Here is a 20,314-nt window from a genome sequence, read left to right on the forward strand (position 1 = left end):
CCCGAGCTGACCGAGGCCGCGATCGTGGTCTCCGGCGGCCGCGGCGTCGGCGCCGCCGAGGGCTTCGGCGTGGTCGAGGAGCTGGCGGACGCCCTCGGTGCGGCCGTCGGTGCCTCGCGCGCCGCCGTCGACGCCGGCTGGTACCCGCACAGCAGCCAGGTCGGCCAGACCGGCAAGCAGGTCTCCCCGCAGCTGTACATCGCGGCGGGCATCTCCGGCGCCATCCAGCACCGGGCCGGCATGCAGACCTCGAAGACCATCGTGGCCGTCAACAAGGACCCCGAGGCCCCGATCTTCGAGCTGGTCGACTACGGCGTGGTCGGCGACCTGTTCGCGGTCCTGCCGCAGCTCACGGCGGAGGTCAAGGCCCGCAAGGGCTGATCCGTCCGCGGTCGTCGGCACGGGGGCGCGCCCGGGAATTCCCCGGGCGCGCCCCCGTTGTCGTTCGCCCGGACGCACGGCCGGCCGCCGGCGGCCCGTAGAGTCGGTCGGCGGCGCGGGTCGCGGACCGGCGCGCGCCGTCGACCATCGGGACATCGTGGACAGGGGCGAGGGCAGACGCATGACACTCTTGACGGCGCTTCAGGGCGGCTTCGGCGACTCGGACGACGCGCTGCGGATCTCCGACGGCCCCGGGCTCTCCCGCGAGCAGCTGCTCGGCGCGGCCACCGCCGTCGCCGACCGGGTGGCCGGCGCCCCCGCCCTCGCGGTGCTCGCCCGGCCCACCGCCGAGACGGTGGCCGCCGTCGTCGGCGGGCTGCTCGCCGGGGTGCCGGTGGTGCCGCTGCCGCCCGACTCCGGGCCCAAGGAGCGCGCGCACATCCTGCGCGACTCCGGCGCCGCCCTGCTCGCCCACGCCGCCGCCGACACCCCGCCGCAGGACGCCGGGATCGCCGGGCTCCCGGTCGACCTGCGCGAGCGTTCCGCCACCACGTACGCCGAGCCGGACCCGGCGGCGACCGCCTTCGTGCTCTACACCTCCGGCACCACCGGCGCGCCCAAGGGCGCGATGATCGGCCGCTCCGCCGTCGCCGCCGACCTCGACGCGCTCGCCGACGCCTGGCAGTGGACCGCCGAGGACACCCTGGTGCACGGCCTGCCGCTGTTCCACGTGCACGGGCTGGTGCTCGGCGTGCTCGGCGCGCTGCGGACCGGCAGCCGGCTGGTGCACACCGGACGGCCCACCCCCGCCGGGTACGCGGCGGCGGGCGGCAGCCTCTACTTCGGCGTTCCGACCGTCTGGTCCCGGCTGGCGGGCGATCCGGAGGCGGCCGGCCGGCTCGCCTCGGCCCGGCTGCTGGTCTCCGGCAGCGCCCCGCTGCCCGTGCCGGTGTTCGAACGGCTCGCCGCGCTGACCGGCCACGCCCCGATCGAGCGCTACGGCATGACGGAGTCGCTGATCACCGTCTCCACCCGGGCCGACGGCGAGCGCCGCCCGGGCAGCGTCGGCCTGCCGGTCGCGGGGGTGCGCACCCGGCTGGTCGGCGAGGACGGCGGGCCCGTGCCGCACGACGGCGAGAGCGTCGGCGAGCTCCAGGTGGCCGGGCCGACCCTGTTCCGCGGGTACCTCAACCGGCCGGACGCCGACGCCGAGGCCTGGACCGCCGACGGCTGGTTCCGCACCGGGGACGTCGCGGTGATCGGCCCGGACGGCTTCCACCGGATCGTCGGGCGCGCCTCCGTCGACCTGATCAAGAGCGGCGGGTACCGGATCGGCGCCGGCGAGGTGGAGGCGGCGCTGCGCGACCACCCGGCGGTGGCCGACGCGGCGGTGGTCGGCGCGCCGGACGAGGACCTCGGCCAGGCGATCGTGGCGTTCGTCGTTCCGGAGGATTCCGTGACGGGGGACCAGCTGACGGCCTTCGTGGCGGAGCGGCTCTCGGTGCACAAGCGGCCCCGCCGGGTGGTGCTGGTGCCCGAACTGCCCAGGAACGCCCTGGGAAAGGTGCTGAAGAAGCAACTGCTGACGGACGCGGCGGACGGGTGACGGGCGGTCACCCGGCGCCGGGTCGGGTGACGGTCGCTCACCTTGCGTGAGCCTTCCTTTGGCGCACTCCACTGCGCGCTGTGACCGGACGCGTGCTTAACGTGACATGCGGCGCGGCCGGGGCCGACGGGGCCCCGAGCACCGCGTCCAGCGTTCAGCTCCCAGCGTTCGGCGCGCTCGGCGCGCTCGGCGCGATCAGCGAAGGAAGACAGCAGCATGACGACCGTCAACACCGGCGCACCGGGTGCCGCCGACGACGCGACCGGGCAGCCCACCACCTCCTCCTCCCCCCGGCCGGCGGCGGGGGGCCGTCCTTCCCGTGCGGCGCGGGTCCGCCGGGGGATAGGCATGGTGGCCGTGATCGCGGCCGGCGCCGGCGTGATCGGCCTCGGCACCGGCGTGGGGAGCGCGGCCGCCGAGCCGGCGCCGGCCCACGCCGGGTGGGACGGGTCGCGGTACTGGTTCAAGGACAGTTCGGGCCACTGGCGCTGGACGGCGCACTACGACGTCTACCTGGCGCGCAGCGGCGGCTCGGCCCCGGCGTCGGGCACCGCCCCGGGGACGTCCACCACCAGGGCGGCCGGCTCCTCCGGGGGGATCACCCAGGGGTGGGACGGGTCGCGGTACTGGTTCCGCAACAGCCAGGGCCAGTGGCGCTGGACCTCGCACTACGACGTCTACCTGGAGCGCACCGGCGGGTCGGAGGCGGGCGCGGCGGCCTCCGGCTCCTCGTCGGCGGACTCGGCGGCCGCGTCCTCCGCCGGGTCCTCGGCGGAGTCCTCGGACGCGGCTCCGGCGTCCGGCGGTGACGTCGAGTCGGCGGTGGACTTCGCGCTCGCGCAGCTGGGCAAGCCGTTCCGGACGGCCGGCAACGGGCCGGACGGCTTCGACTGCTCCGGCCTGGTCCAGCAGTCCTTCCGGCGCGCCGGCGTCTCCCTGCCGCGGGTCGCCAACGACCAGTACGCGGCCACCACGCCGGTGACGGCCGGGCAGCTGCGCCGCGGTGACCTGCTCTTCTGGTCCGACGACCGCACGGCGCGCGGCATCCACCACGTGGCGATCTACCTGGGCAACAACCAGTACGTGGAGGCCGCCCGGCCCGGCACCTCGATCCGGGTCTCGCGGCTCAGCAGCGGCTACTACCCGACCCACATGGGCCGGCCCTGAGCCGTGCTCACGCCGCCGCGCCGGTACCCGGTACCGGCGCGGCGGCGTGAGCCCTGCGCACGGTGGGGCGCGGGAGGTGCGGCGGGGGCGCGCGCCATGTGGCCGGACTCCGGCGGCCCGGGGTCGCGCGCTCCGGCGTGGCAGGGGTCGTACGGGAATCGTCGCAGGCCCTCTGAACTGGGCACATGCCCCTGTCAAGCGGAATGCGGAACCGCCAGGAGCGGGCCGGACGTGGAGGTATGGGGACCGGCGCGGCGGGGGTACCACCTCGGGTGGCGCTGGTTCGACGGACGGGGGCGCCACCCGGGTGCGCACGGCGCCGGGGGAGGTCGAGGATCAGGGGGCGTGAGTGATCGTCTGGGTCAATGGCACGTTCGGGGCGGGCAAGACGAGCGCCTGCCGCGAACTGGTGGAGATGCTGCCGGGCAGCATCCTGTTCGATCCCGAGCTGGTGGGCTTCGGACTGCGCGCGATGCTGCCGGCCGACCGGATGGCGGCGGTGTCGGACTTCCAGGACCTGCCGGCCTGGCGCCGGCTCGTCCCGGAGACGGCGGCGGCGCTGCTCGGTGAGGTCCCCGGGCCGCTGGTGGTCCCGATGACGCTGCTGCGGGAGGACTACCGGGACGAGATCTTCGGGTCGCTGGCCTCCCACGGCATCGCCGTGCACCACCTCGTCCTGGACCCTGAAGAAACGATCCTGCGCGAGCGCATAGCCCAGCGCGAGGAGATCCCGGACGACCCGGAGCACAGCGAGCGGATCCGCCGGTGGTGCCTGGAGCACCTGCCGCGCTATCGCGCCGCGCGCCGCTGGCTGCGCCGCGACGCCCGGCTCGTCGACACCTCCGGCCTCACCCCGCGCGAGACCGCCGCCCGGCTCGCCCAGCTGGTCGCCGACGGCTCGGCCCGCTGCCCGATCGTGCAGAGCCCCGACCCGACCGGGGACACCGTGGCCGCCGCCGTCCTGCTCTTCGACGAGCAGGACCGCGTGCTGCTCGTCGACCCGGTCTACAAGCCGGACTGGGAGTTCCCCGGCGGCGTCGTCGAGCGCGGCGAGGCGCCCACCGACGCCGCGCTGCGGGAGACCGCCGAGGAGCTCGGCCTGCGGCTCGACCCGGCGGTGCTGCGCCTGCTCGCCGTCGACTGGGAGCCGCGCACCGGCCCGCGCCGCGGCGGGCTGCGCCTGGTCTTCGACGGCGGACTGCTGGACGCCACCGCCCGGCAGGGGCTGCTGCTCCAGCAGGAGGAGCTGCGCGGCTGGCGGTTCGTCAGCCTGGAGGAGGCCGCCGCGCTGCTGCCCCCGGGCCGGTACCGGCGGCTGGCGGCCGCGCTGGACGCCCGCCGCTGCGGGGAGCTGCGCTACCTGGAGGCCGGGCACCGGGCCGGCGTCGGGCTGGCGCGGACCGCCGACGCGGCGTGAGCGCGGGCGGCGCGCGCCCCGCGGGCGCACCGGGCGCGGGGGACGGCGCCGGGCCGGTGGCGTCAGGATGAGCACATGCCGTTCACGCTGAGCCACCCCGCCGCCGTGCTGCCCCTGCTGCGCGCGGCGGGGGAGCGCGGGCCGCTGGTCGCGTCGGCGCTGGTCGCCGGGTCGCTGGCGCCCGACGTGCCGTTCTTCGCCGAGTCGCTGCTGCCCGGGGTGTACCGGCACGGCGGGGTGACCCACCGCTGGTGGGCGGTGCCGACGGTGGACGTGGCGCTCGCGGCCGCCCTGGTGGCCGGCTGGCACGGGCTGGTGCGCGGGCCGCTGGTCGCGCTGCTCCCGGGCCGGTGGGCGGGCGCGGCCGAGGCGCTGACGGCCCGCCGGCCCGGCCGGGGGCGGCCCTCGGGCGCGGACCTCGGGTGGTTCGCGCTCTCGGCGGCGGCCGGCGCGGCGAGCCACGTCGGCTGGGACGGCTTCACCCACACGGGCCGGTTCGGGTCCCGGCTGGTGCCGGCCCTGGAGCGGCCGGTGGCGGGCGGGCAGCCGCTGTACGAGGTGCTGCAGTACGGCACCTCGGCGCCCGCGCTGGCCGCGGTGGCGGGGTACGCCGTCCGGGCGGCCGGGGCGGTGGAGCCGGTCCGCCCGGCCGTGGAGCTGTCGGACCGGGCCCGGCGGGCGGGCGCGGTGGTGCTGGGGGCGGCCACCGCGGCGGGGGTGGTGCACCGGTTCGCGCCGCTGCGGCGCGGGCCGCTCGCGGAGCTGTGCTTCGGGGCGGGGGCCGGCCTCGCGGCCGGTGCGGTCGGGTGGGCGCTGGCCCGGTCGGCCGTGGCGGCGGTCCGCCGCGGTGCGGCGGGAACGGCGGGCGCGCCCGGGTAGCGGCAGGGGCCGCGCCGTCACGGGTGGACGGCGCGGCCCCGGTGGTGCCGGACGCGCGGGAGCGGAGCGGCGGAGCGGTGGAGCGTCAGACGGAGCGCAGCTCGGCGTAGCGGCGCAGGAACAGCGCCTCGGTGAGGGCCATCCGCTCCAGCTCCAGCGGGTCGACGCTCTCGTTGACCGCGTGGATCTGGGTGGTCGGCTCCTCGACGCCGATCAGGATGATCTCGGCCTGCGGGTAGAGCGTGCGCAGCGTGTTGCAGAGCGGGATCGAGCCGCCCTCGCCGGAGGCCACCATCGGGATGCCGAAGGCCTCGGCCATCGCCTCGCCCATCGCCTCGTAGGCGGGGCCGGAGGTGTCGGCGCTGAACGCCGCGCCGTTGCCCTGCCGCTCCACGGTGACCCGGGCGCCGAACGGCACCTGGCTCTCCAGGTGGGTGACCAGCGCCTCCTGGGCGGCCGCGGTGTCCATGCCCGGCGGCACCCGCAGGCTGACCGAGGCCTTGGCGGAGGCCTGCACGGAGGAGGTCGCGCCGATCACCGGCGGGGCGTCGATGCCGAGCACGGTGACCGAGGGCCGGGCCCAGAGCCGGTCGGCGACGGTGCCGGTGCCGGTGAGCGCGACCCCGTCCAGCACCCGGGCGTCGGCCCGGAACTGCTCGTCGGGGTACTGCACGCCGCTCCACGCCTGGTCGGTGGCCAGGCCGGCCACCGCGACGTCGCCGTTCTCGTCGTGCAGCGAGGCGAGCACCTTGACCAGCGCCTGCAGGGCGTCCGGGGCGGCGCCGCCGAAGGCACCGGAGTGCAGGTTGCCCGCCAGCGTGCGGACCGAGACGTCGACGACGGTCATGCCGCGCAGCGAGGCGGTGACGGTCGGCAGGCCGGGGGCGAAGTTGCCGGTGTCGCCGATCACGATGGCGTCGGCGGTGAGCAGTTCGGGGTGGGCCTCGGCGTAGCGCTCCAGGCCGCCGGTGCCCTGCTCCTCGGAGCCCTCGACGATGACCTTCAGGCCGACCGGGTAGCCGCCGTCCACCTGGCGCAGCGCCCGAAGGGCCGTCAGGTGCATGAGGATGTTGCCCTTGCAGTCGGCGGCGCCGCGCCCGTACCAGCGGCCGTCGCGCTCGGTGAGCTCGAAGGCGGGGCTGAGCCAGGCGTCCTCGTCGAGCGGGGGCTGGACGTCGTAGTGCGAGTAGAGCAGCACGGTCGGCGCGCCGGCCGGGCCGGGGAGCTCGCCGTAGACGGACCGGGTGCCGTCGGGGGTGTCCAGCAGCCGGATGTTCGTCAGGCCCTCGGCGGCGAAGGCGTCGGCGACCCAGCGGGCGGCCTTCTCGCACTCCTCGACCGGGAACTGGCGCGGGTCGGCGACCGAGGGGAAGGCGACCAGGTCGGCGAGGTCGGTGCGGGCGCGGTCCATGAGGGACCGGACGGCGTCGGCCAGGGGCTGCTGCGGCATCGGGTGCTCCGGGTGCGGGCCGGTTCGCCCGAAGGGGTGGTGCGGTCGAACCGGCGTTGACGGGGGGTAATGCCGATCATAGGCCGACCGGGGCGGCGCCCGCGGGGAGCGGTGCGCCGGGTACCTCCGACCGGGGATTCGGTCGCGCGTTCGGGGCGGTGCGGCCGACGGTGGCGGGGGTGGCCGCATAGGATTGCTGCCCGTGACTGACTCCGGAAGCCCCGATTCTCGTAGCCCGATCGACGCCGAGGCCGACGGGCCCGACCGGCCGGACCCGCTGGACGGCGTCTGGGACGTCGTCGTGGTCGGTGCCGGGCCGGCCGGCTCCTCCGCCGCGCACGCCGCGGCCGTGCAGGGCCGGCGCGTGCTGCTGCTCGACAAGGCCGAGCACCCCCGGTACAAGACCTGCGGCGGCGGCATCATCGGCCCCTCCCGGGACAGCCTGCCGCCGGACTTCCGGCTGCCGCTCCAGGACCGGGTGCACGCCGTCACCTTCGCCTACGGCGGCCGGTTCACCCGGACCCGGCGCTCCAAGCGGATGCTGTTCGGCCTGGTCAACCGGGACGAGTTCGACCTGCGCCTGGTCCAGGCGGCCAAGCAGGCCGGGGCGGTGCTGGTCACCGGAGTGACCGTCACCGGGGTCGAGCAGCGCGGCGGCGAGCACCGGACGGCGCTGGTCACCGCCTCCGACGGGCGCAGCTTCGAGGCGCGTGCCGTGGTCGGCGCGGACGGCAGCGCGAGCCGGATCGGCCGGCACGTCGGTGTCTCCTTCGACCAGATCGACCTCGGTCTGGAGGCGGAGATCCCCGTCCCGGCGGACGTCGCCGCCGACTGGGCCGGCCGGATCCACCTCGACTGGGGCCCGCTGCCCGGCAGTTACGGCTGGGTGTTCCCGAAGACCGAGTCCGGCAGCCTGACCGTCGGGGTGATCTCGGCGCGCGGCGACGGCGAGCGGACCAAGCAGTACCTGGCGGACTACATCCGGCGGCTGGGCCTGTCGGGCTTCCCGCCGAGCGTGGAGTCCGGGCACCTGACGCGCTGCCGGGCCGAGGACTCGCCGCTGTCGCGCGGCCGGGTCCTGGTGGCCGGCGACGCGGCCGGGCTGCTGGAGCCGTGGACCCGCGAGGGCATCTCGTACGCGCTGCGCTCGGGCCGGCTGGCCGGGGAGTGGGCGGTCAAGGTGGCCGAGGCGGGGACGGCGGCGGAGGTCCGGCGCGAGGCGCTGAACTACGCGTTCGCGATCAAGGCGGGCCTGGGGGTGGAGATGCGGGCCGGCAAGCAGATGCTGAACGCCTTCGAGCGCCGGCCGTACCTGTTCCACGCGGCGGTCTGCCTGGTCGACCCGGCCTGGCGGGCGTTCGCCCGGACCACCCAGGGACACCTCACCTTCGCCCAGGTGCTGCGCCAGTACCGCTCGGCCCGCCGCCTGGCCGCCCTCGCCTCGCGCTGATCCGGCGGCGCCCGGCACGACACCGGGTCCGGCGGGGCTGGTGCCCCGCCGGACCCGGTGTGCTCCGATCCGTGGTGCTACTTGAGGCCGCCGTCGACGGCGTTGATCAGGGTGCCGCCCGGGGTGTCACCGGTCATGTCCCAGATCATCGCGCCGAGCAGGCCCTTGGATTTCAGCCAGGCCGTCTTCTTGCCGATCGACCAGGTGTCGTCGAAGGTCCACCACTGCCCGCCGGCGCCGGTGTAGCCGTAGGTGGACACCGACTGTTCGTCGTGCTGGACGGAGAGGTTGGGGAAGGTGGTGATCAGGTTGTTGTAGCCGCGGGTGCCGGCCTCCTCGGCGAACTGGCCGGGGGCGGCGCCGGTCGCGCTCTGCCACTCGCCCTTGACGCCGCCGTCCGCGACGCCCTGCCAGCCTCGGCCGTAGAAGGCCAGGCCGATGGTGAGCTTGCGCGGGTTGACCCCGGCGTCGAGGTAGGGCTTGACGGCCCCTTCGACGCTGAAGTGCGTGGTGTACGGGTCCTGGGTGTCCACGTAGAGGTTGCCCTGGTGGCCGGTGCGGTTGGGCTCCCACGAGTTGTCGCTGCCGGCGCCGTGGAAGTCGTAGCCCTGGATGTTGGCGATGTCCAGGTAGTTGAAGATCTTCGAGAGGTCCCAGCCCTGGTTGATCTTGACCGGGTCGGCCGGGGTGAAAGCGGTCAGCAGCTTGTGCGAGCCGCCGAGCGCGTCGAGCTGCTTGCGGAACTCGGCCAGCAGCGCCGTCAGGTTGTCCTTGTCGTTGGCGCTGTAGTGGTTGCCGGCGTGGCCGTCGGGCGAGCCGGGCCACTCCCAGTCGATGTCGATGCCGTCGAAGATGCCGGCCGCGACGCCGTCGCCGCCCGCGCCGTTGTAGACCGGCAGGTTGCCCTTGATCCACACGTCGATGCAGGACTTGACGAACTTCTGCCGGGACGCGTCGGTGGCCGCCGCGTCGGAGAAGTACTTGGAGAAGGTCCAGCCGCCGAGCGAGGCGACGATCTTGAGGTGCGGGTACTTGGCCTTGAGCTTCTTCAGCTGGTTGAAGTTGCCGCGCAGCTTGCCCCAGCCGTCGTCGGCCACGCCGTCGACCGACTGGGCGGCGCTCATCGGGCGGGCGTAGTCGGCGTCCGCGTCACCCGCGCCGGTGCCCTGGTCGGGGTCCTGCGGGTTGGACGTGGTGCCCTTGGTGACGCCCGCCAGGCAGGTGAGGTTGACCGGGTCGATGTTCTCGAACGCGTAGTTGATGACGTCGAGCTTGGCGGCGCTGCCCGAGGTGTCGAGGTTCTTCACGAAGTACTGGCGCCCGTAGATGCCCCACTGGGTGAAGTAGCCGACCCGGGCGTACTTGCCGGCGCCGACCAGGTCGGAGGTGGTGACCTTGAGCGCGGCCGAGGCGGGGGAGGCGTTGTCGGCGCCGTCGCGGGCCTTGACGGTGAAGGTGTAGGAGGTGGACGGGGAGAGGCTGCCGACGGTGGCGGTCAGGGTGGAGCCGGTCACCGTGCGGACCAGCGTGCCGTCCTGGTAGACGTCGTACGCGGCGACCTTCAGGTTGTCGGTGGCGGCGTTCCAGGCGAGCGTCACGTCGCTCGAACCCACCGCGGTGGTGCGGAGGTTGGTGGGCGCGGTGGGCGGCGTCGGATCGGTGGACGGGTCGAAGGTGGAGGCGGTGACCGGCGCGCTCGCCGGACCGAGGTTGCCGCGGGTGTCCTTGGCCCGGACGGTCAGGGTGTAGCTGGTCGCCGGGGTGAGGCCGGTGACCACGGTGTCGGTGGTGGCGCTGGTGCCGACCACGGCGGTGCCGTTCAGCACCTCGTAGGAGGCGACCGGGAAGTCGCCGCCGGTCGCGGCGGGCCACTTCAGCGCGAGGCTGTGCGCCGTCGAGTCGGTCACCGTCGGGGTGCCCGGGGCGGACGGCAGGACGTCCGAACTGCCGTCGCACTTGTCGCCGTTGATCCGGCAGCCGGTCGGTGTGCCGATCGGGCCGTTGGCGACGAACCAGAAGCTGTACGGCTCGGTGGTCCGGCCGGCGGGGACGTTGGCGTTGTAGAACGCGGCGACGGCGGTGACGTGGCGGCCGTTGACCGTCGCGGTGCCGTTGTAGCTGTTCTGGATGGTCACGCCGGCCGGGAGGTCGAACTCCAGGGTCCAGCCGTTGACGGCGGTGGTGTTGTCGTTCCTGACGATGTAGGTGCCCTTCCACCAGGAACCGCTGTTCTCGCTGGTGAAGGCGGCGGTGAGCTTCCCGGCGGCGCTGGCGGGGGTGGCCAGGGCGGTGATCGCGGCCAGCGGGAGGAGCAGGACGGAGAGCAGCGCGAGCAGCCGGTGGCGGCCTCGGCGCGTGCGGGATCGAACGGACATGGTTCTCCCTGCGACTGTGGGGGTTGGACAGGGTGACGCCGAACCGTACGGGGGTGGTACCGGGGGTGTGACATGCCCGCCGCCGTGGGGAGACGGGGGCATGGGCACTGTAGGAGGTACAGACCAATGCGTCAACAGGTCTGTACCACTCAGGAGTTGGCCGGATCCGGCGGACCGGGCCGGTCAGCTGGGACGCGGCCCGCCGCAGAGCTCGTCGCCGAGCGGACCGCGGGCGTACAGCACCGAGCGGCCGTGCCGCGCGCGGGTGACCAGGCCGGTCGCGTGCAGCACCGCCAGGTGCTGGCTGACCGCGCCCGGGGTGACGCCCAGCCGGTAGGCGAGGTCGGTGGTGGAGGCCGGTTCGGCCAGCAGTGCCAGCAGCCGGGCCTTGGGCGCGCCGAGCAGTTGCTCCAGCGCGCGCGGGGTCGTCGGCGGGCGCGGGCCGGCCATCCCCGCCTGGCCGCGGGCCGGGTAACTGACCTGCGGGGCGCGGTCGTTGCTGATCATCGTGATCGCGCCGCGGGCGAAGAAGGTCGGCACCAGGACCAGCCCGCGCCCGTCGACGGTGATCTCGCCGTCCCAGTCCGACCAGTTCCGGTTGATCGAGAGGATGCCGTCCGCCCAGTGCAGCCGGTGGTCGAGGTCGGCGAAGAGCGCCGCCGCGCCCTGCTGGGCCAGCACCCGCGCCCGGTAGACCAGGTCCGCCTCCAGGACGGCGCGCGCCTGCGGCCACCAGGCGGGCGCCAGGCAGTGTTCCCAGTACTCCTCCAGCGCGTCCGCGATGCGGGCCAGCAGCCGGGCCGGATCGGCCAGGCCGTCCGCCAGTCCGGCGGGCATCGGCCGGGGGTCCAGCAGGAAGGTCAGCTCCAGCTCCGGCCGCAACTGCTCGGGCGGCAGCGCCCGGACGGTGGCCAGCTCACTGCGGAAGTCCGGGGAGGGGGTGACCGGACGGGGTGTCAGGAAGTCCGGGACCCAGCGGTTGGCGGAGACCAGGGAGAGCAGCAGTTCGCGGTTCGACAGCCGCGCGAAGGAGGGCCGGAGCCGTTCGAAGGCGGGGGACTGCAGGTGGTAGACGCCCGGGTGGGTCCACATCCGCAGACTGAGCGCGGCCTCCTGGATCGGCGAGCAGGCGAACCAGGTGGTGGCGAGGTCCGCCAGATCGAGCTTGAACCGGTGCACGCCGTCCCCCTGACGTTTTAGGCCGAGCCTAAATCAGTACGGCCCGGGGGCCGTGCCGGGGTGGGATCGTGGGCATGACCACCCCACCGGCGCCGAACGCCGCACCGAGCCCCGCGCTGCCCGCGTCCAGGGCCTCCCGCCTGCTGCACCCGGACCCGACGGTGCGCCGGCTCGCCCGGATCACCCTGCTCAACACCCTCGGCAGCGGGCTCTCGCTCTCCGTGGGCGTGCTGTTCTTCACCCGCTTCCTCGGCCTGAGCGCGGCGCAGCTCGGCTTCGCGCTCACCGCCGCCGGACTCTGCGGCACCCTCGCGAGCGTGCCCGCCGGGCGGGCCGCCGACCGCTGGGGGAGCCGGCCGATCCTGGTGGCGCTGACCGCGCTCACCGGCCTCGGCACCGCCTGCTACACCCTGGTCGGCGGCTACCCGGCCTTCGTGGTGCTCGCCTGCCTGGTCGCCGTCGCCGACCGGGGCGGGGCCGCCGTGCGCAACGCGCTGTACGCCGAGGTGCTGCCCGCCCGGGAGCGGGTGGCCGGCCGGGCCTACCTGCGGGTGGTGACCAATGTGGGGCTCGGCCTGGGCACGGGCGTCGGCGCGATCGCGCTCCAGGTGGACTCGCGCGCCGGCTACCTGGTGGCGATCGTGGCCGACGCGGTCTCGTACCTGGCGGCCGCCGTGATGTTCCACCGGCTGCCGGTGCCGGGCCGCGCGGGCGGTGTGGGTGAGGCGGCGGGCAAGGCGGGCAAGGCGGGTGCGGTGCGTGGTGAGCGGGGGACGGCGCGGCGGCCGGCCCGCGAGCCCAACCCGGCGCTGCGTGACGGGCCGTTCCTGCTGGTGACGGCGCTGAGCTCGGTGCTCGCCCTGCAGTTCGCGATGCTGGAGGTCGGCGTGCCGCTGTGGATCGTCCAGCAGACCGACGCGCCCCGGATCACCGTGGCCGCCACCCTGGTCGTCAACACCGTGCTGGTCATCGCGTTCCAGGTCCGCGCCACCCGGGGCACCGAGCACCCGGCCGCCGCCGCGCGGGCCTGCGGCCGGGCGGGGCTGATCCTGGCCGCGTCCTGCCTGGTGATCGCCCTCGCCCACGGCGCCCGCGCCGAACTCGCCGCCGTGGTGGTGCTCGCCGGTGTCGCGCTCCAGGCGGTCGGCGAGGTGCTGGGCCAGGCCGGGACCTGGGCGCTCAGCTACGACCTGGCCGGCGAGCGGGCACACGGCGCCTACCAGGGCGTCTTCAACGCGGGCAGCTCCGCCAGCATGATGATCGGCCCGGCCGTCGTGTCGACCGCCGTCATCGGCCACGGGCTGGCCGGCTGGGCCGTCCTCGGCGCGCTGCTCGCCGGCGCGGGCCTCGCGATGGGCCCCGCCGTCCGGTGGGCCCGGCGGCGGGGCGAGGCGGCGGTGGCGCTCTGAGCGGCTACTCCGGTACCACCGCGAAGGCCTCGATCTCCATCAGTACCTCCGGCAGGAACAGCGCCGCGACCTGCATCGCCGACGAGGCCGGCAGCGGCACGTCCCCGAGCGCCTCGTCGCGGGCCTCGCGGATGGCGGGCATGTACGCCATGTCGGTGACGAAGTACGTCAGTTTGACGACGCGCGAGAAGTCGGCCCCCGCCGCCGCCAGACAGCGCCGCAGGTTCTCGAACACCTGCCGCGCCTGCGCCTTCGGGTCCCCCTCCCCGATCAGCCGCCGCTCCTCGTCGAACGCGACCTGCCCCGACACGGCCACCAGCCGCCCGCTCCCCGACACGACCTGCGTGTACCCCGTCCCCGGCGCGACCCCCGGCGGCTCCGCGATGTACGTGAGCGGGGCGGCCCTGCGCTGCGATTCCATGGTCATGCGCCCATCGTGGCCGACGACCGATCACCACACCAGGCGTTTACGGTCGGTATGCTGATCCCGTACCTGCGGTGACGAGAGCGTCCGGCCCGGAGGAGAGCGTCATGAGCACGGCCCCCCACATCCCCGGCGACTACAGCGCGGTTGCCGATCCCGAGCGGGCGCTGAAGTACGCGATCCAGCATGTCGCGGGCGATCGCGCCGAGATCATCGAAGGAGTCATCACTCCGATGTCGCCGTCGTGGGCGCACGAGAGCGCCGCCGAGGCCGTCCGCCGGCAGTTGACGCCCCGTTTGGAGGCGCTGGGGCTGGTGTCCGGCTCCGGCAACCTCGACCTGCCCGGATCGGAGAACTGGTACGTCCCCGATCTCGCGGTCGTACCGGCGGACCTGGCGGCGAAGACCGAGGGCGCGCTGCTCCCCGACCAGACCCTGCTGGTGGTGGAGGTCGGCTCGCCGTCGAACGCGGAGACCGACCGGACGGTCAAGCGCCGCCGCCACGGCCAGTACGGCGCGCCGCTGTACCTGCTGGTCGACCGGCAGGCCCGCACCTGCACGCTGTTCAGCGACCCCACCCGGCTCGGCTACGCGGTCGAGGACGGGCCGCATCCCTTCGGGGCGCCGGTCCGCCTCCCGGAGCCGTTCGGCCTGGACCTCGACACCTCGCGGCTCTGATCCGGCGCGGCGCGGGGGACCACGGCGTCGAGCCGGGCACTTCCCGCGGGGTGGGCGGGCATGTCAGAGTCGTGCGGGCGTCCGCGGCCCGCGGGTGGCGGGCGTCCGTTCCGACCCACCCTCAGCCGGAAAGCAGGACCGCACCGATGACCAGCGAAGCGCCCCTCGTCCGTGTGACCACCGAGGACGCCGTCACCACCCTGACGCTCGACTCGCCGTACAACCGCAACGCGCTCTCCACCCGGCTGATGGCCGAGTTGACGGCCGGGCTCGCGGGGGCGGCGGCCGATCCGGAGGTGCGGGCGGTGGTGCTGACGCACGCGGGCAAGGTGTTCTGCGCCGGGGCGGACCTCTCGGAGGCGACCGGCGCCGATCCGACGGTCGGGCCGCGCGGGCTGGTCGACCTCCAGCGGGCGATCGTGGACTGCGCCAAGCCGGTGATCGCCGTGATCGGCGGGCACGTGCGGGCCGGCGGGCTCGGGCTGGTCGGCGCGGCCGACCTGGCGCTCGCCGGGCCGGCCGCCACCTTCGCGTTCACCGAGGTCCGGCTCGGGCTCGCGCCGGCCGTCATCTCGCTGCCGCTGCGCCCCAAGCTGGACCCGCGCGCGGCCTCCCGCTACTACCTGACCGGCGAGGTCTTCGACGCCGCCGAGGCCGCCCGGATCGGCCTGGTCACCCAGGCCGTCGACGCGCCGGAGGCGGCCGAGGTCGCGCTCAAGGGCCTGCTGGACGCCCTGCGGCTGGGGTCGCCGCAGGGCCTCGCGCAGTCCAAGCGGCTGGCCAACGCCGAGGTGGTGCGCTCCTTCGAGCGGGACGCCGACGCGCTGGTGGAGCTGTCGGCGCGGCTGTTCGGCTCGGAGGAGGCGCAGGAGGGCATGCGCTCGTTCCTGGAGAAGCGCCCGGCGCGCTGGGTGCGCTGACGCGCCCCCGCCCGCCCGTCAGCCGATGACCGCGGCCTCGCGCCACAGGTCGAGCAGCGAGTCGTCCCCGGCGGCGGCCACCCGTCCGGTGCCGCCCGGTAGGCGGTTCCAGAGCAGCAGGTAGAGGTCGCGGGCCGGGCCGGTGAGCGTCAGGTCGGCCGGCCGCTCGGCGCTCTCGACGGTGAGCGGATCCGCGCTGATGGTCAGCAGCCATCGGCCGGGGCCGTCGCTCGCGCTGATCTGCATCGTCCGCGGGCGCTCGCTGCGGACCTTGGAGCGGCCGAGGGTCAGGAAGCCGGCGAGCAGCTCGTCGATGCCGTCCTGGGCGAACTCCGGGTCCACGTGCGGCCCCTCGGCGCCGGCGGCCGCGTCGGCGTCGATCCGGTGCACGGCCGTCTCGTGCGCCTGGCGGCGGGCCCAGAACGCGAGCGGGCTCGGCGCCGGGAGGAAGGTCCAGCAGTCCAGGTCGGCGGGGGCGGCGGTGAGAGTGTCGAGCAGCGCGGCGTGGCCGGCCCGGAACCAGGCGACCAGGTCGGCGTCGTCCGGCTCCGGCCCCCAGGCGGCCTGCTGGCGCTCGGCGTCCATCGGGGCGCTCAGCCGGTCGCGGACGGTGCCCGTCACCCAGCGGTGCACCTGGCCGGTGTGCAGCACGAGGTCGCGCAGCCGCCACTGCGGGCAGGTCGGTACGGGGGCGGCGAGGTCGGTACGGGCGGCGGCGTCCGCGAGCAGGGTGCCCTCGCGGCGCAGGACGTCGAGGTGCGTGGTGATCTCCATGACCGTGAGTCTGGCAGCAGTGGCGGATTCCGGACTCGGTTTTACGAACAAAGTTTCGAGCCGGCCGGGCCGTGTGACCTTGACCGCCTCCTCACCGGGCGGACCCTACGGACCGGTAACGTGAGCGCATGCCGATCACGCGTTCCCTGTTCAGCGCCGCCCGGGCCGGTGGCCGACGCGCCGCGGGCCGGCTCGTCCACCGGGGCTGGCAGTGGGTGCAGCGGGCCGGCGCGGTGTCCAGCGAGAACCCCGGGCCGTACCGGTTCCGCGAGCTGGGCGCCGGGACGAAGCTGACGTTCCCGCTCGGCGCGGTCTTCAACGAGCAGTGGATCACCATCGGCCCGTTCTCGATCATCGGCGAGCGGGTGACCATCAGCGCGGGCTTCCTGCCCGGGCTGGACCTCGGCCCCGAACCGATCGTGCGGATCGGCGGCGGCTGCGTGATCGGCCGGGACAGCCACATCGTCGGCCACCAGTCGATCGTGCTCGGTGACGACGTGTGGACCGGCCCCGGTGTCTACATATCCGACCAGGCGCACGAGTACCGGGCCACCGACCTGCCGATCGGCAAGCAGTGGCCGCGCAACGAGCCGGTGGAGATCGGCTCCGGCAGCTGGATCGGCACCGGCGCGGTGATCCTGCCCGGCGCCCGGCTGGGCCGCAACGTGGTCGTCGCGGCGGGCTCGGTGGTGCGCGGCGAGGTGCCGGACCACACGGTGGTCGCGGGCGCCCCGGCGAAGGCGGTCCGCCGCTGGACGCCGGAGGAGGGCTGGCAGCCGCCGTTCCGCAACGAACCGCCGCGGCCGCTGCCGGACGACGTCACCGCCGCGCAGCTGCGGGCGCTGGCCGGGTGGGACCTGCGGCTGCCGGGCGAGTCGGACGCCTGAGCGCGGCCGGGCCTACGCCACCCCGGTGTTCCGCGGCTGGGCGGACCGGGTGACGCGTCGTGCGGGAGGCCGGCCTCCCGCACGCCCGCAAGCCGTCACTCCCGGGGTGCGGTCCGGGAGCGGAGGGTGACGACGGCGGTGGTGCCGTCGGGGTCCAGGGCGTGGGTGGCCGGGGCGGTGAGCAGCGCGGCGTCGTAGCGGGCGAGCGCGGTGCCGTCCAGGGTCGCGGTGCCGGTGAGGCAGACCAGCAGCACGGTGGCGCCGGCCGGGACGGTGACCGGGCGGGGCGTGCCGGCGAGGACGAGGTCGGCGCCGGCCCGGCCGCGCCGGGTCATCACGTTGAAGTCGACCAGCGGGCCGCCGAGCAGCCGGCAGTCGGTGGCCGCGTCGCCGGGGAAGGCGAAGGGGCGCAGCGGTGCGTCGACGACGTGCTCGGTGCCGTCGACGGTCAGCGCCATGCCCGGGCCCTCGACCAGGGTGATCACCCGGTCGACGCCCGGGAAGGCGGAGAACGGCCCGGCGGCGGCGACGTCGGCGAGGCTGACCCGCCAGCCGAAGTCGTCCAGCCCGGAGCCGGCAGGGTGCCCGGCGACCTCCCTGGTCACTCCGCCGCCGTTGCGCCACGGCATGGCCGGCCGGTCGGCGGCGCGCAGGAACCGGACCGGGTCCGTGGTGTTCGTCATGGCGCGATCCTCGCACGGGGCCGGGCCGGCGGTTCAGCGGCGGCGGGCGGTCAGCGGGAGGACGGCGGCGGCGCTCGCGGCGGCGGCGACGGTGGTCAGGGCGAGCGGCAGGCTGGTCGCGTCGGCGAGGAAGCCGATCACCGGCGGGCCGATCAGCATGCCGGCGTAGCCGAGCGTCGAGGCGAGCGCGACGCCCTGCGGGCCGCCGGCGGCGCCGGCCCGGGCGATGGCGAGCGGGAAGATGTTGGCCAGTCCGAGGCCGACCAGGACGAAGCCGGCCACGGCCAGCGGCACCAGCGGCGCGAGCGCCGCCAGCAGCATCCCGGCCGCCGCGGTGAGGCCGCCGAGGAACATCACCCGGTACTGGCCGAGGCGCACCGAGAGCCAGGTGCCGCCGATCCGCCCGGTGGTCATGGCGAGCGCGTAGGCGGCGTAGCCGGCGGCGGCGACCTTCGCGCCGGCGTGCACGTCGTCGGTGAGGTGCAGGGTGGTCCAGTCGGCGACGGCGCCCTCGCCGTACGCGGTGCAGAGCGCGGTGAGGCCGAGCAGCACGACGAGCAGGCGGCCGGCGGAGGAGCCGGTGGAGGCACCGGCGGGGGCGGCGGCGCCGCGCGCGGGGCTGGTGGCGACCGGCCGCGCCGCCGGGCTGCGGAGCAGTGCGACGCCGGCCACCGCGGTGACCGCGAGCCCGGCGGCCCCCGCCGCCGTGAGCCACTGCGTGGCCGTCAGCGGACCGGCGAGCAGGCCGCCGATCGCCGCCCCGAGCAGGCCGCCGAGGCTGTACCCCGCGTGGAAGCTGGGCATGACCGGGCGGCCGAGTTCGCCGACGATCTCGACGGCGGCGCTGTTCATGGCGACGTTGGCCCCGCCGTAGCCGGCGCCGAAGAGCAGCAGGACGCCGCCGAGCGCCGCCACCGAGTGGGTGTGCGCGGGCAGCGGCACGGAGAGCGCGAGCAGGGCGAGCGAGGCGACGGTGACCGGCCGGGACCCGAACCGCAGGCAGAGCCGGCCGACCACCGGCATGGTGGCGACGGCGCCCGCCGAGACACAGAGCAGGGCGAGTCCGAGGGCGCTGTGCGAGGCGGCGACCTGGCTGCGGACGTCCGGGATGCGGACGACCCAGGCGGCGAAGAGCAGTCCGTCGACGGCGAAGAAGGCGGTGAGGGCGAGCCGGGCCGCACCCCAGGAGGCGAAGGAGTGCGCGAAAGGGCTGGGGGATTTCGCCGTGGTGCTGAGAGACTGGGGGGACGGCCGGGTCGAGGGGCCGGAGGGACGGATTTTGTTTCGGAGCGGCACAAAGTAACAATAGGTCCGTGCAGCTCTCACCTTCAAGCCCGAAGCCCGGGACCGGGGCCGACCACGACGCGCAGCGCGACGCCCACCGCCGCTCGGCCCCCGACCGAGGGCGCACGCTGCTCGGCCCCGCGCTCCAGCTCATCCACACCGGCCAGACCCCGACCCGCTCGGCGCTCACCCGCGCGCTCGACGTCACCCGGGCCACCGCCGGCGCCGTCACCGCCGAGCTGGAGGCCCTCGGGCTCATCACGGTCGACTCCCGCCCGGCCGGCGGCGGCCGGGGCCGCCCCTCGCACCGGCTCGCCATCGACCCCGCCGGCCCGGTGGTGGTCGCCGGGCAGATCCACGCCGACGGCCTGAGCGTCACCCTGGCCGGTCTCGGCGGACTGCTCGACCCGCCGGTCCACCTGCCGCTGCCCGCCGCCACCGACCCGGTGCGGATGCTGCGCGCCGTCGCCCAGGCGGGCGCCGAACTCGCCCGCGGCACCGAGCGGCGCTGCCTCGGCGCGGCGCTCGCGCTGCCCAACCCCGTCACCGAGCCGGACGGCACCGCGCTCGCCGCGCTGCACTTCGCCTGGCCCAGCGGCACGCCCGTCGCCGACCTGTACGACGTCGAGGTGGGCCGCGCCGACCACGGTCCGCGCGCGTTCGACCCGCTGCCCACCGCGATCGCCAACGACGCCAACCTGGCCGCCCTCGCCGAGTACCGGCACGGCGCCGGCCGCGGTGCGCGGCACCTGCTGCTGGTCACCTCCGGCCACCGCGGCGTCGGCGGGGCGCTGGTCATCGACGGGAGGCTGCACACCGGCAGCGCCGGACTCGCCCTGGAGGTCGGCCACCTGACCGTCGACCCGCAGGGCCGGCCCTGCGGCTGCGGCAACCGGGGCTGCCTCAACTCCGAGACCGACCCGGACGCGCTGTTCGCCGCCGCCGGGCTGACACCGGACCCGGACCGGCCGCTGCTCGACCAGGCCGGCGAGCTCTGCCGGGCCGCCGCCACCGACGAGCGGGCCCGGGCGGCCGTGGAGCACGTCATCGACCGGCTCGGCCTCGGCCTGGCCGGGGTCGCCAACATCCTCAACCCGGACCGGGTGGTGCTCAGCGGGCTGCACCTGGACCTGCTGGAGGCCGCGCCGGAGCGGCTGCGCGCGGTCGTCGCCGACCGCAGCCTGTGGGGGCGCAGCGGCCGGGTGCCGATCGTCGGCGCCGAGCTGCGGCACAGCGCGCTGGCCGGGGCGGCCGAGCTGGGCTGGCTGCCGTACCTGGCGGACCCGCAGGCGGTGACCGCCGGATAGGCGGTCGATAAGCGGAGCCTGGAGCTTCGCTTAATGTTACTTATC

18 protein-coding genes are annotated in these 20,314 nt (G+C 75.5%); 11 read left to right on the plus strand and 7 right to left on the minus strand.

Annotated features, from left to right (window positions below; genetic code table 11):
* From ABT093_RS27075 to ABT093_RS27095, 5 genes are all read left to right on the plus strand, one after another.
* The coding region (locus ABT093_RS27075; protein ID WP_350568903.1) for an electron transfer flavoprotein subunit alpha/FixB family protein at positions 1-381 on the plus strand (381 nt) is incomplete at its 5' end.
* 181 nt (positions 382-562) lie between these two features.
* Positions 563-1,987 carry an acyl-CoA synthetase gene (locus tag ABT093_RS27080; protein ID WP_350568904.1) on the plus strand — a complete coding sequence of 475 codons (1,425 nt, stop codon included), beginning with the start codon at positions 563-565 and terminating at the stop codon, positions 1,985-1,987.
* A 216-nt stretch (positions 1,988-2,203) separates the two neighbouring features.
* Positions 2,204-3,154 carry a C40 family peptidase gene (locus ABT093_RS27085; protein ID WP_350568906.1) on the plus strand — a complete coding sequence of 317 codons (951 nt, stop codon included), beginning with the start codon at positions 2,204-2,206 and terminating at the stop codon, positions 3,152-3,154.
* A gap of 349 nt (positions 3,155-3,503) precedes the next feature.
* Positions 3,504-4,571: an NUDIX hydrolase gene (locus tag ABT093_RS27090; protein ID WP_350568908.1), complete on the plus strand. Its 1,068-nt coding sequence runs from the start codon at positions 3,504-3,506 to the stop codon at positions 4,569-4,571.
* Positions 4,572-4,646: 75 nt separating this feature from the next.
* Entirely contained in the window at positions 4,647-5,450 is an 804-nt protein-coding gene (locus tag ABT093_RS27095) for a DUF4184 family protein (RefSeq protein WP_350568909.1), read from the plus strand.
* 85 nt (positions 5,451-5,535) lie between these two features.
* Here the strand turns inward: ABT093_RS27095 and ABT093_RS27100 are convergent, their stop codons facing one another.
* Complete coding sequence (locus ABT093_RS27100; RefSeq protein ID WP_350568910.1) at positions 5,536-6,900, minus strand: dipeptidase; 1,365 nt, start codon at positions 6,898-6,900, stop codon at positions 5,536-5,538.
* Positions 6,901-7,138: 238 nt separating this feature from the next.
* On the opposite strand from ABT093_RS27100, the gene ABT093_RS27105 reads away from it, so the two are divergent.
* Positions 7,139-8,350 (plus strand): geranylgeranyl reductase family protein, encoded by a 1,212-nt coding sequence (locus ABT093_RS27105; RefSeq protein ID WP_350569020.1) that lies wholly within the window; start codon positions 7,139-7,141, stop codon positions 8,348-8,350.
* A gap of 77 nt (positions 8,351-8,427) precedes the next feature.
* Here ABT093_RS27105 and ABT093_RS27110 read toward each other — a convergent pair whose 3' ends face one another.
* Together ABT093_RS27110 and ABT093_RS27115 are read right to left on the minus strand one after the other, a co-directional pair.
* Complete coding sequence (locus ABT093_RS27110; RefSeq protein ID WP_350568912.1) at positions 8,428-10,725, minus strand: glycosyl hydrolase family 18 protein; 2,298 nt, start codon at positions 10,723-10,725, stop codon at positions 8,428-8,430.
* A gap of 183 nt (positions 10,726-10,908) precedes the next feature.
* Positions 10,909-11,904: an ArsR/SmtB family transcription factor gene (locus tag ABT093_RS27115; RefSeq protein WP_350568913.1), complete on the minus strand. Its 996-nt coding sequence runs from the start codon at positions 11,902-11,904 to the stop codon at positions 10,909-10,911.
* Between the two features lie 74 nt (positions 11,905-11,978).
* On the opposite strand from ABT093_RS27115, the gene ABT093_RS27120 reads away from it, so the two are divergent.
* Positions 11,979-13,313: an MFS transporter gene (locus tag ABT093_RS27120; protein WP_350568914.1), complete on the plus strand. Its 1,335-nt coding sequence runs from the start codon at positions 11,979-11,981 to the stop codon at positions 13,311-13,313.
* 4 nt (positions 13,314-13,317) lie between these two features.
* On the opposite strand, the gene ABT093_RS27125 is transcribed toward ABT093_RS27120, so the two are convergent.
* Positions 13,318-13,740, minus strand: coding sequence for a RidA family protein (locus ABT093_RS27125; RefSeq protein WP_502884325.1), 423 nt, complete (start codon positions 13,738-13,740; stop codon positions 13,318-13,320).
* A 104-nt stretch (positions 13,741-13,844) separates the two neighbouring features.
* Between ABT093_RS27125 and ABT093_RS27130 the strand changes: the two genes are divergently transcribed.
* Positions 13,845-14,414, plus strand: coding sequence for a Uma2 family endonuclease (locus tag ABT093_RS27130; protein ID WP_350568915.1), 570 nt, complete (start codon positions 13,845-13,847; stop codon positions 14,412-14,414).
* Between the two features lie 146 nt (positions 14,415-14,560).
* Positions 14,561-15,334: an enoyl-CoA hydratase family protein gene (locus ABT093_RS27135; protein ID WP_350568916.1), complete on the plus strand. Its 774-nt coding sequence runs from the start codon at positions 14,561-14,563 to the stop codon at positions 15,332-15,334.
* 18 nt (positions 15,335-15,352) lie between these two features.
* On the opposite strand, the gene ABT093_RS27140 is transcribed toward ABT093_RS27135, so the two are convergent.
* Positions 15,353-16,108 carry a maleylpyruvate isomerase family mycothiol-dependent enzyme gene (locus ABT093_RS27140; RefSeq protein WP_350568917.1) on the minus strand — a complete coding sequence of 252 codons (756 nt, stop codon included), beginning with the start codon at positions 16,106-16,108 and terminating at the stop codon, positions 15,353-15,355.
* 128 nt (positions 16,109-16,236) lie between these two features.
* Between ABT093_RS27140 and ABT093_RS27145 the strand changes: the two genes are divergently transcribed.
* Positions 16,237-16,995, plus strand: coding sequence for an acyltransferase (locus ABT093_RS27145; RefSeq protein WP_350568919.1), 759 nt, complete (start codon positions 16,237-16,239; stop codon positions 16,993-16,995).
* Positions 16,996-17,090: 95 nt separating this feature from the next.
* Here the strand turns inward: ABT093_RS27145 and ABT093_RS27150 are convergent, their stop codons facing one another.
* Positions 17,091-17,678 (minus strand): HutD/Ves family protein, encoded by a 588-nt coding sequence (locus ABT093_RS27150; protein ID WP_350568920.1) that lies wholly within the window; start codon positions 17,676-17,678, stop codon positions 17,091-17,093.
* Between the two features lie 33 nt (positions 17,679-17,711).
* A complete protein-coding gene (locus ABT093_RS27155) occupies positions 17,712-18,974 on the minus strand; it encodes an MFS transporter (protein ID WP_350568922.1) in 1,263 nt (420 codons plus the stop codon).
* A 116-nt stretch (positions 18,975-19,090) separates the two neighbouring features.
* On the opposite strand from ABT093_RS27155, the gene ABT093_RS27160 reads away from it, so the two are divergent.
* A complete protein-coding gene (locus tag ABT093_RS27160; protein WP_350569022.1) occupies positions 19,091-20,269 on the plus strand; it encodes an ROK family protein in 1,179 nt (392 codons plus the stop codon).
* Positions 20,270-20,314: the final 45 nt, after the last annotated feature.

Source organism: Kitasatospora sp. NPDC002551 (assembly GCF_040296005.1).
In the GTDB taxonomy this organism is placed as follows: Bacteria; Actinomycetota; Actinomycetes; order Streptomycetales; family Streptomycetaceae; genus Kitasatospora.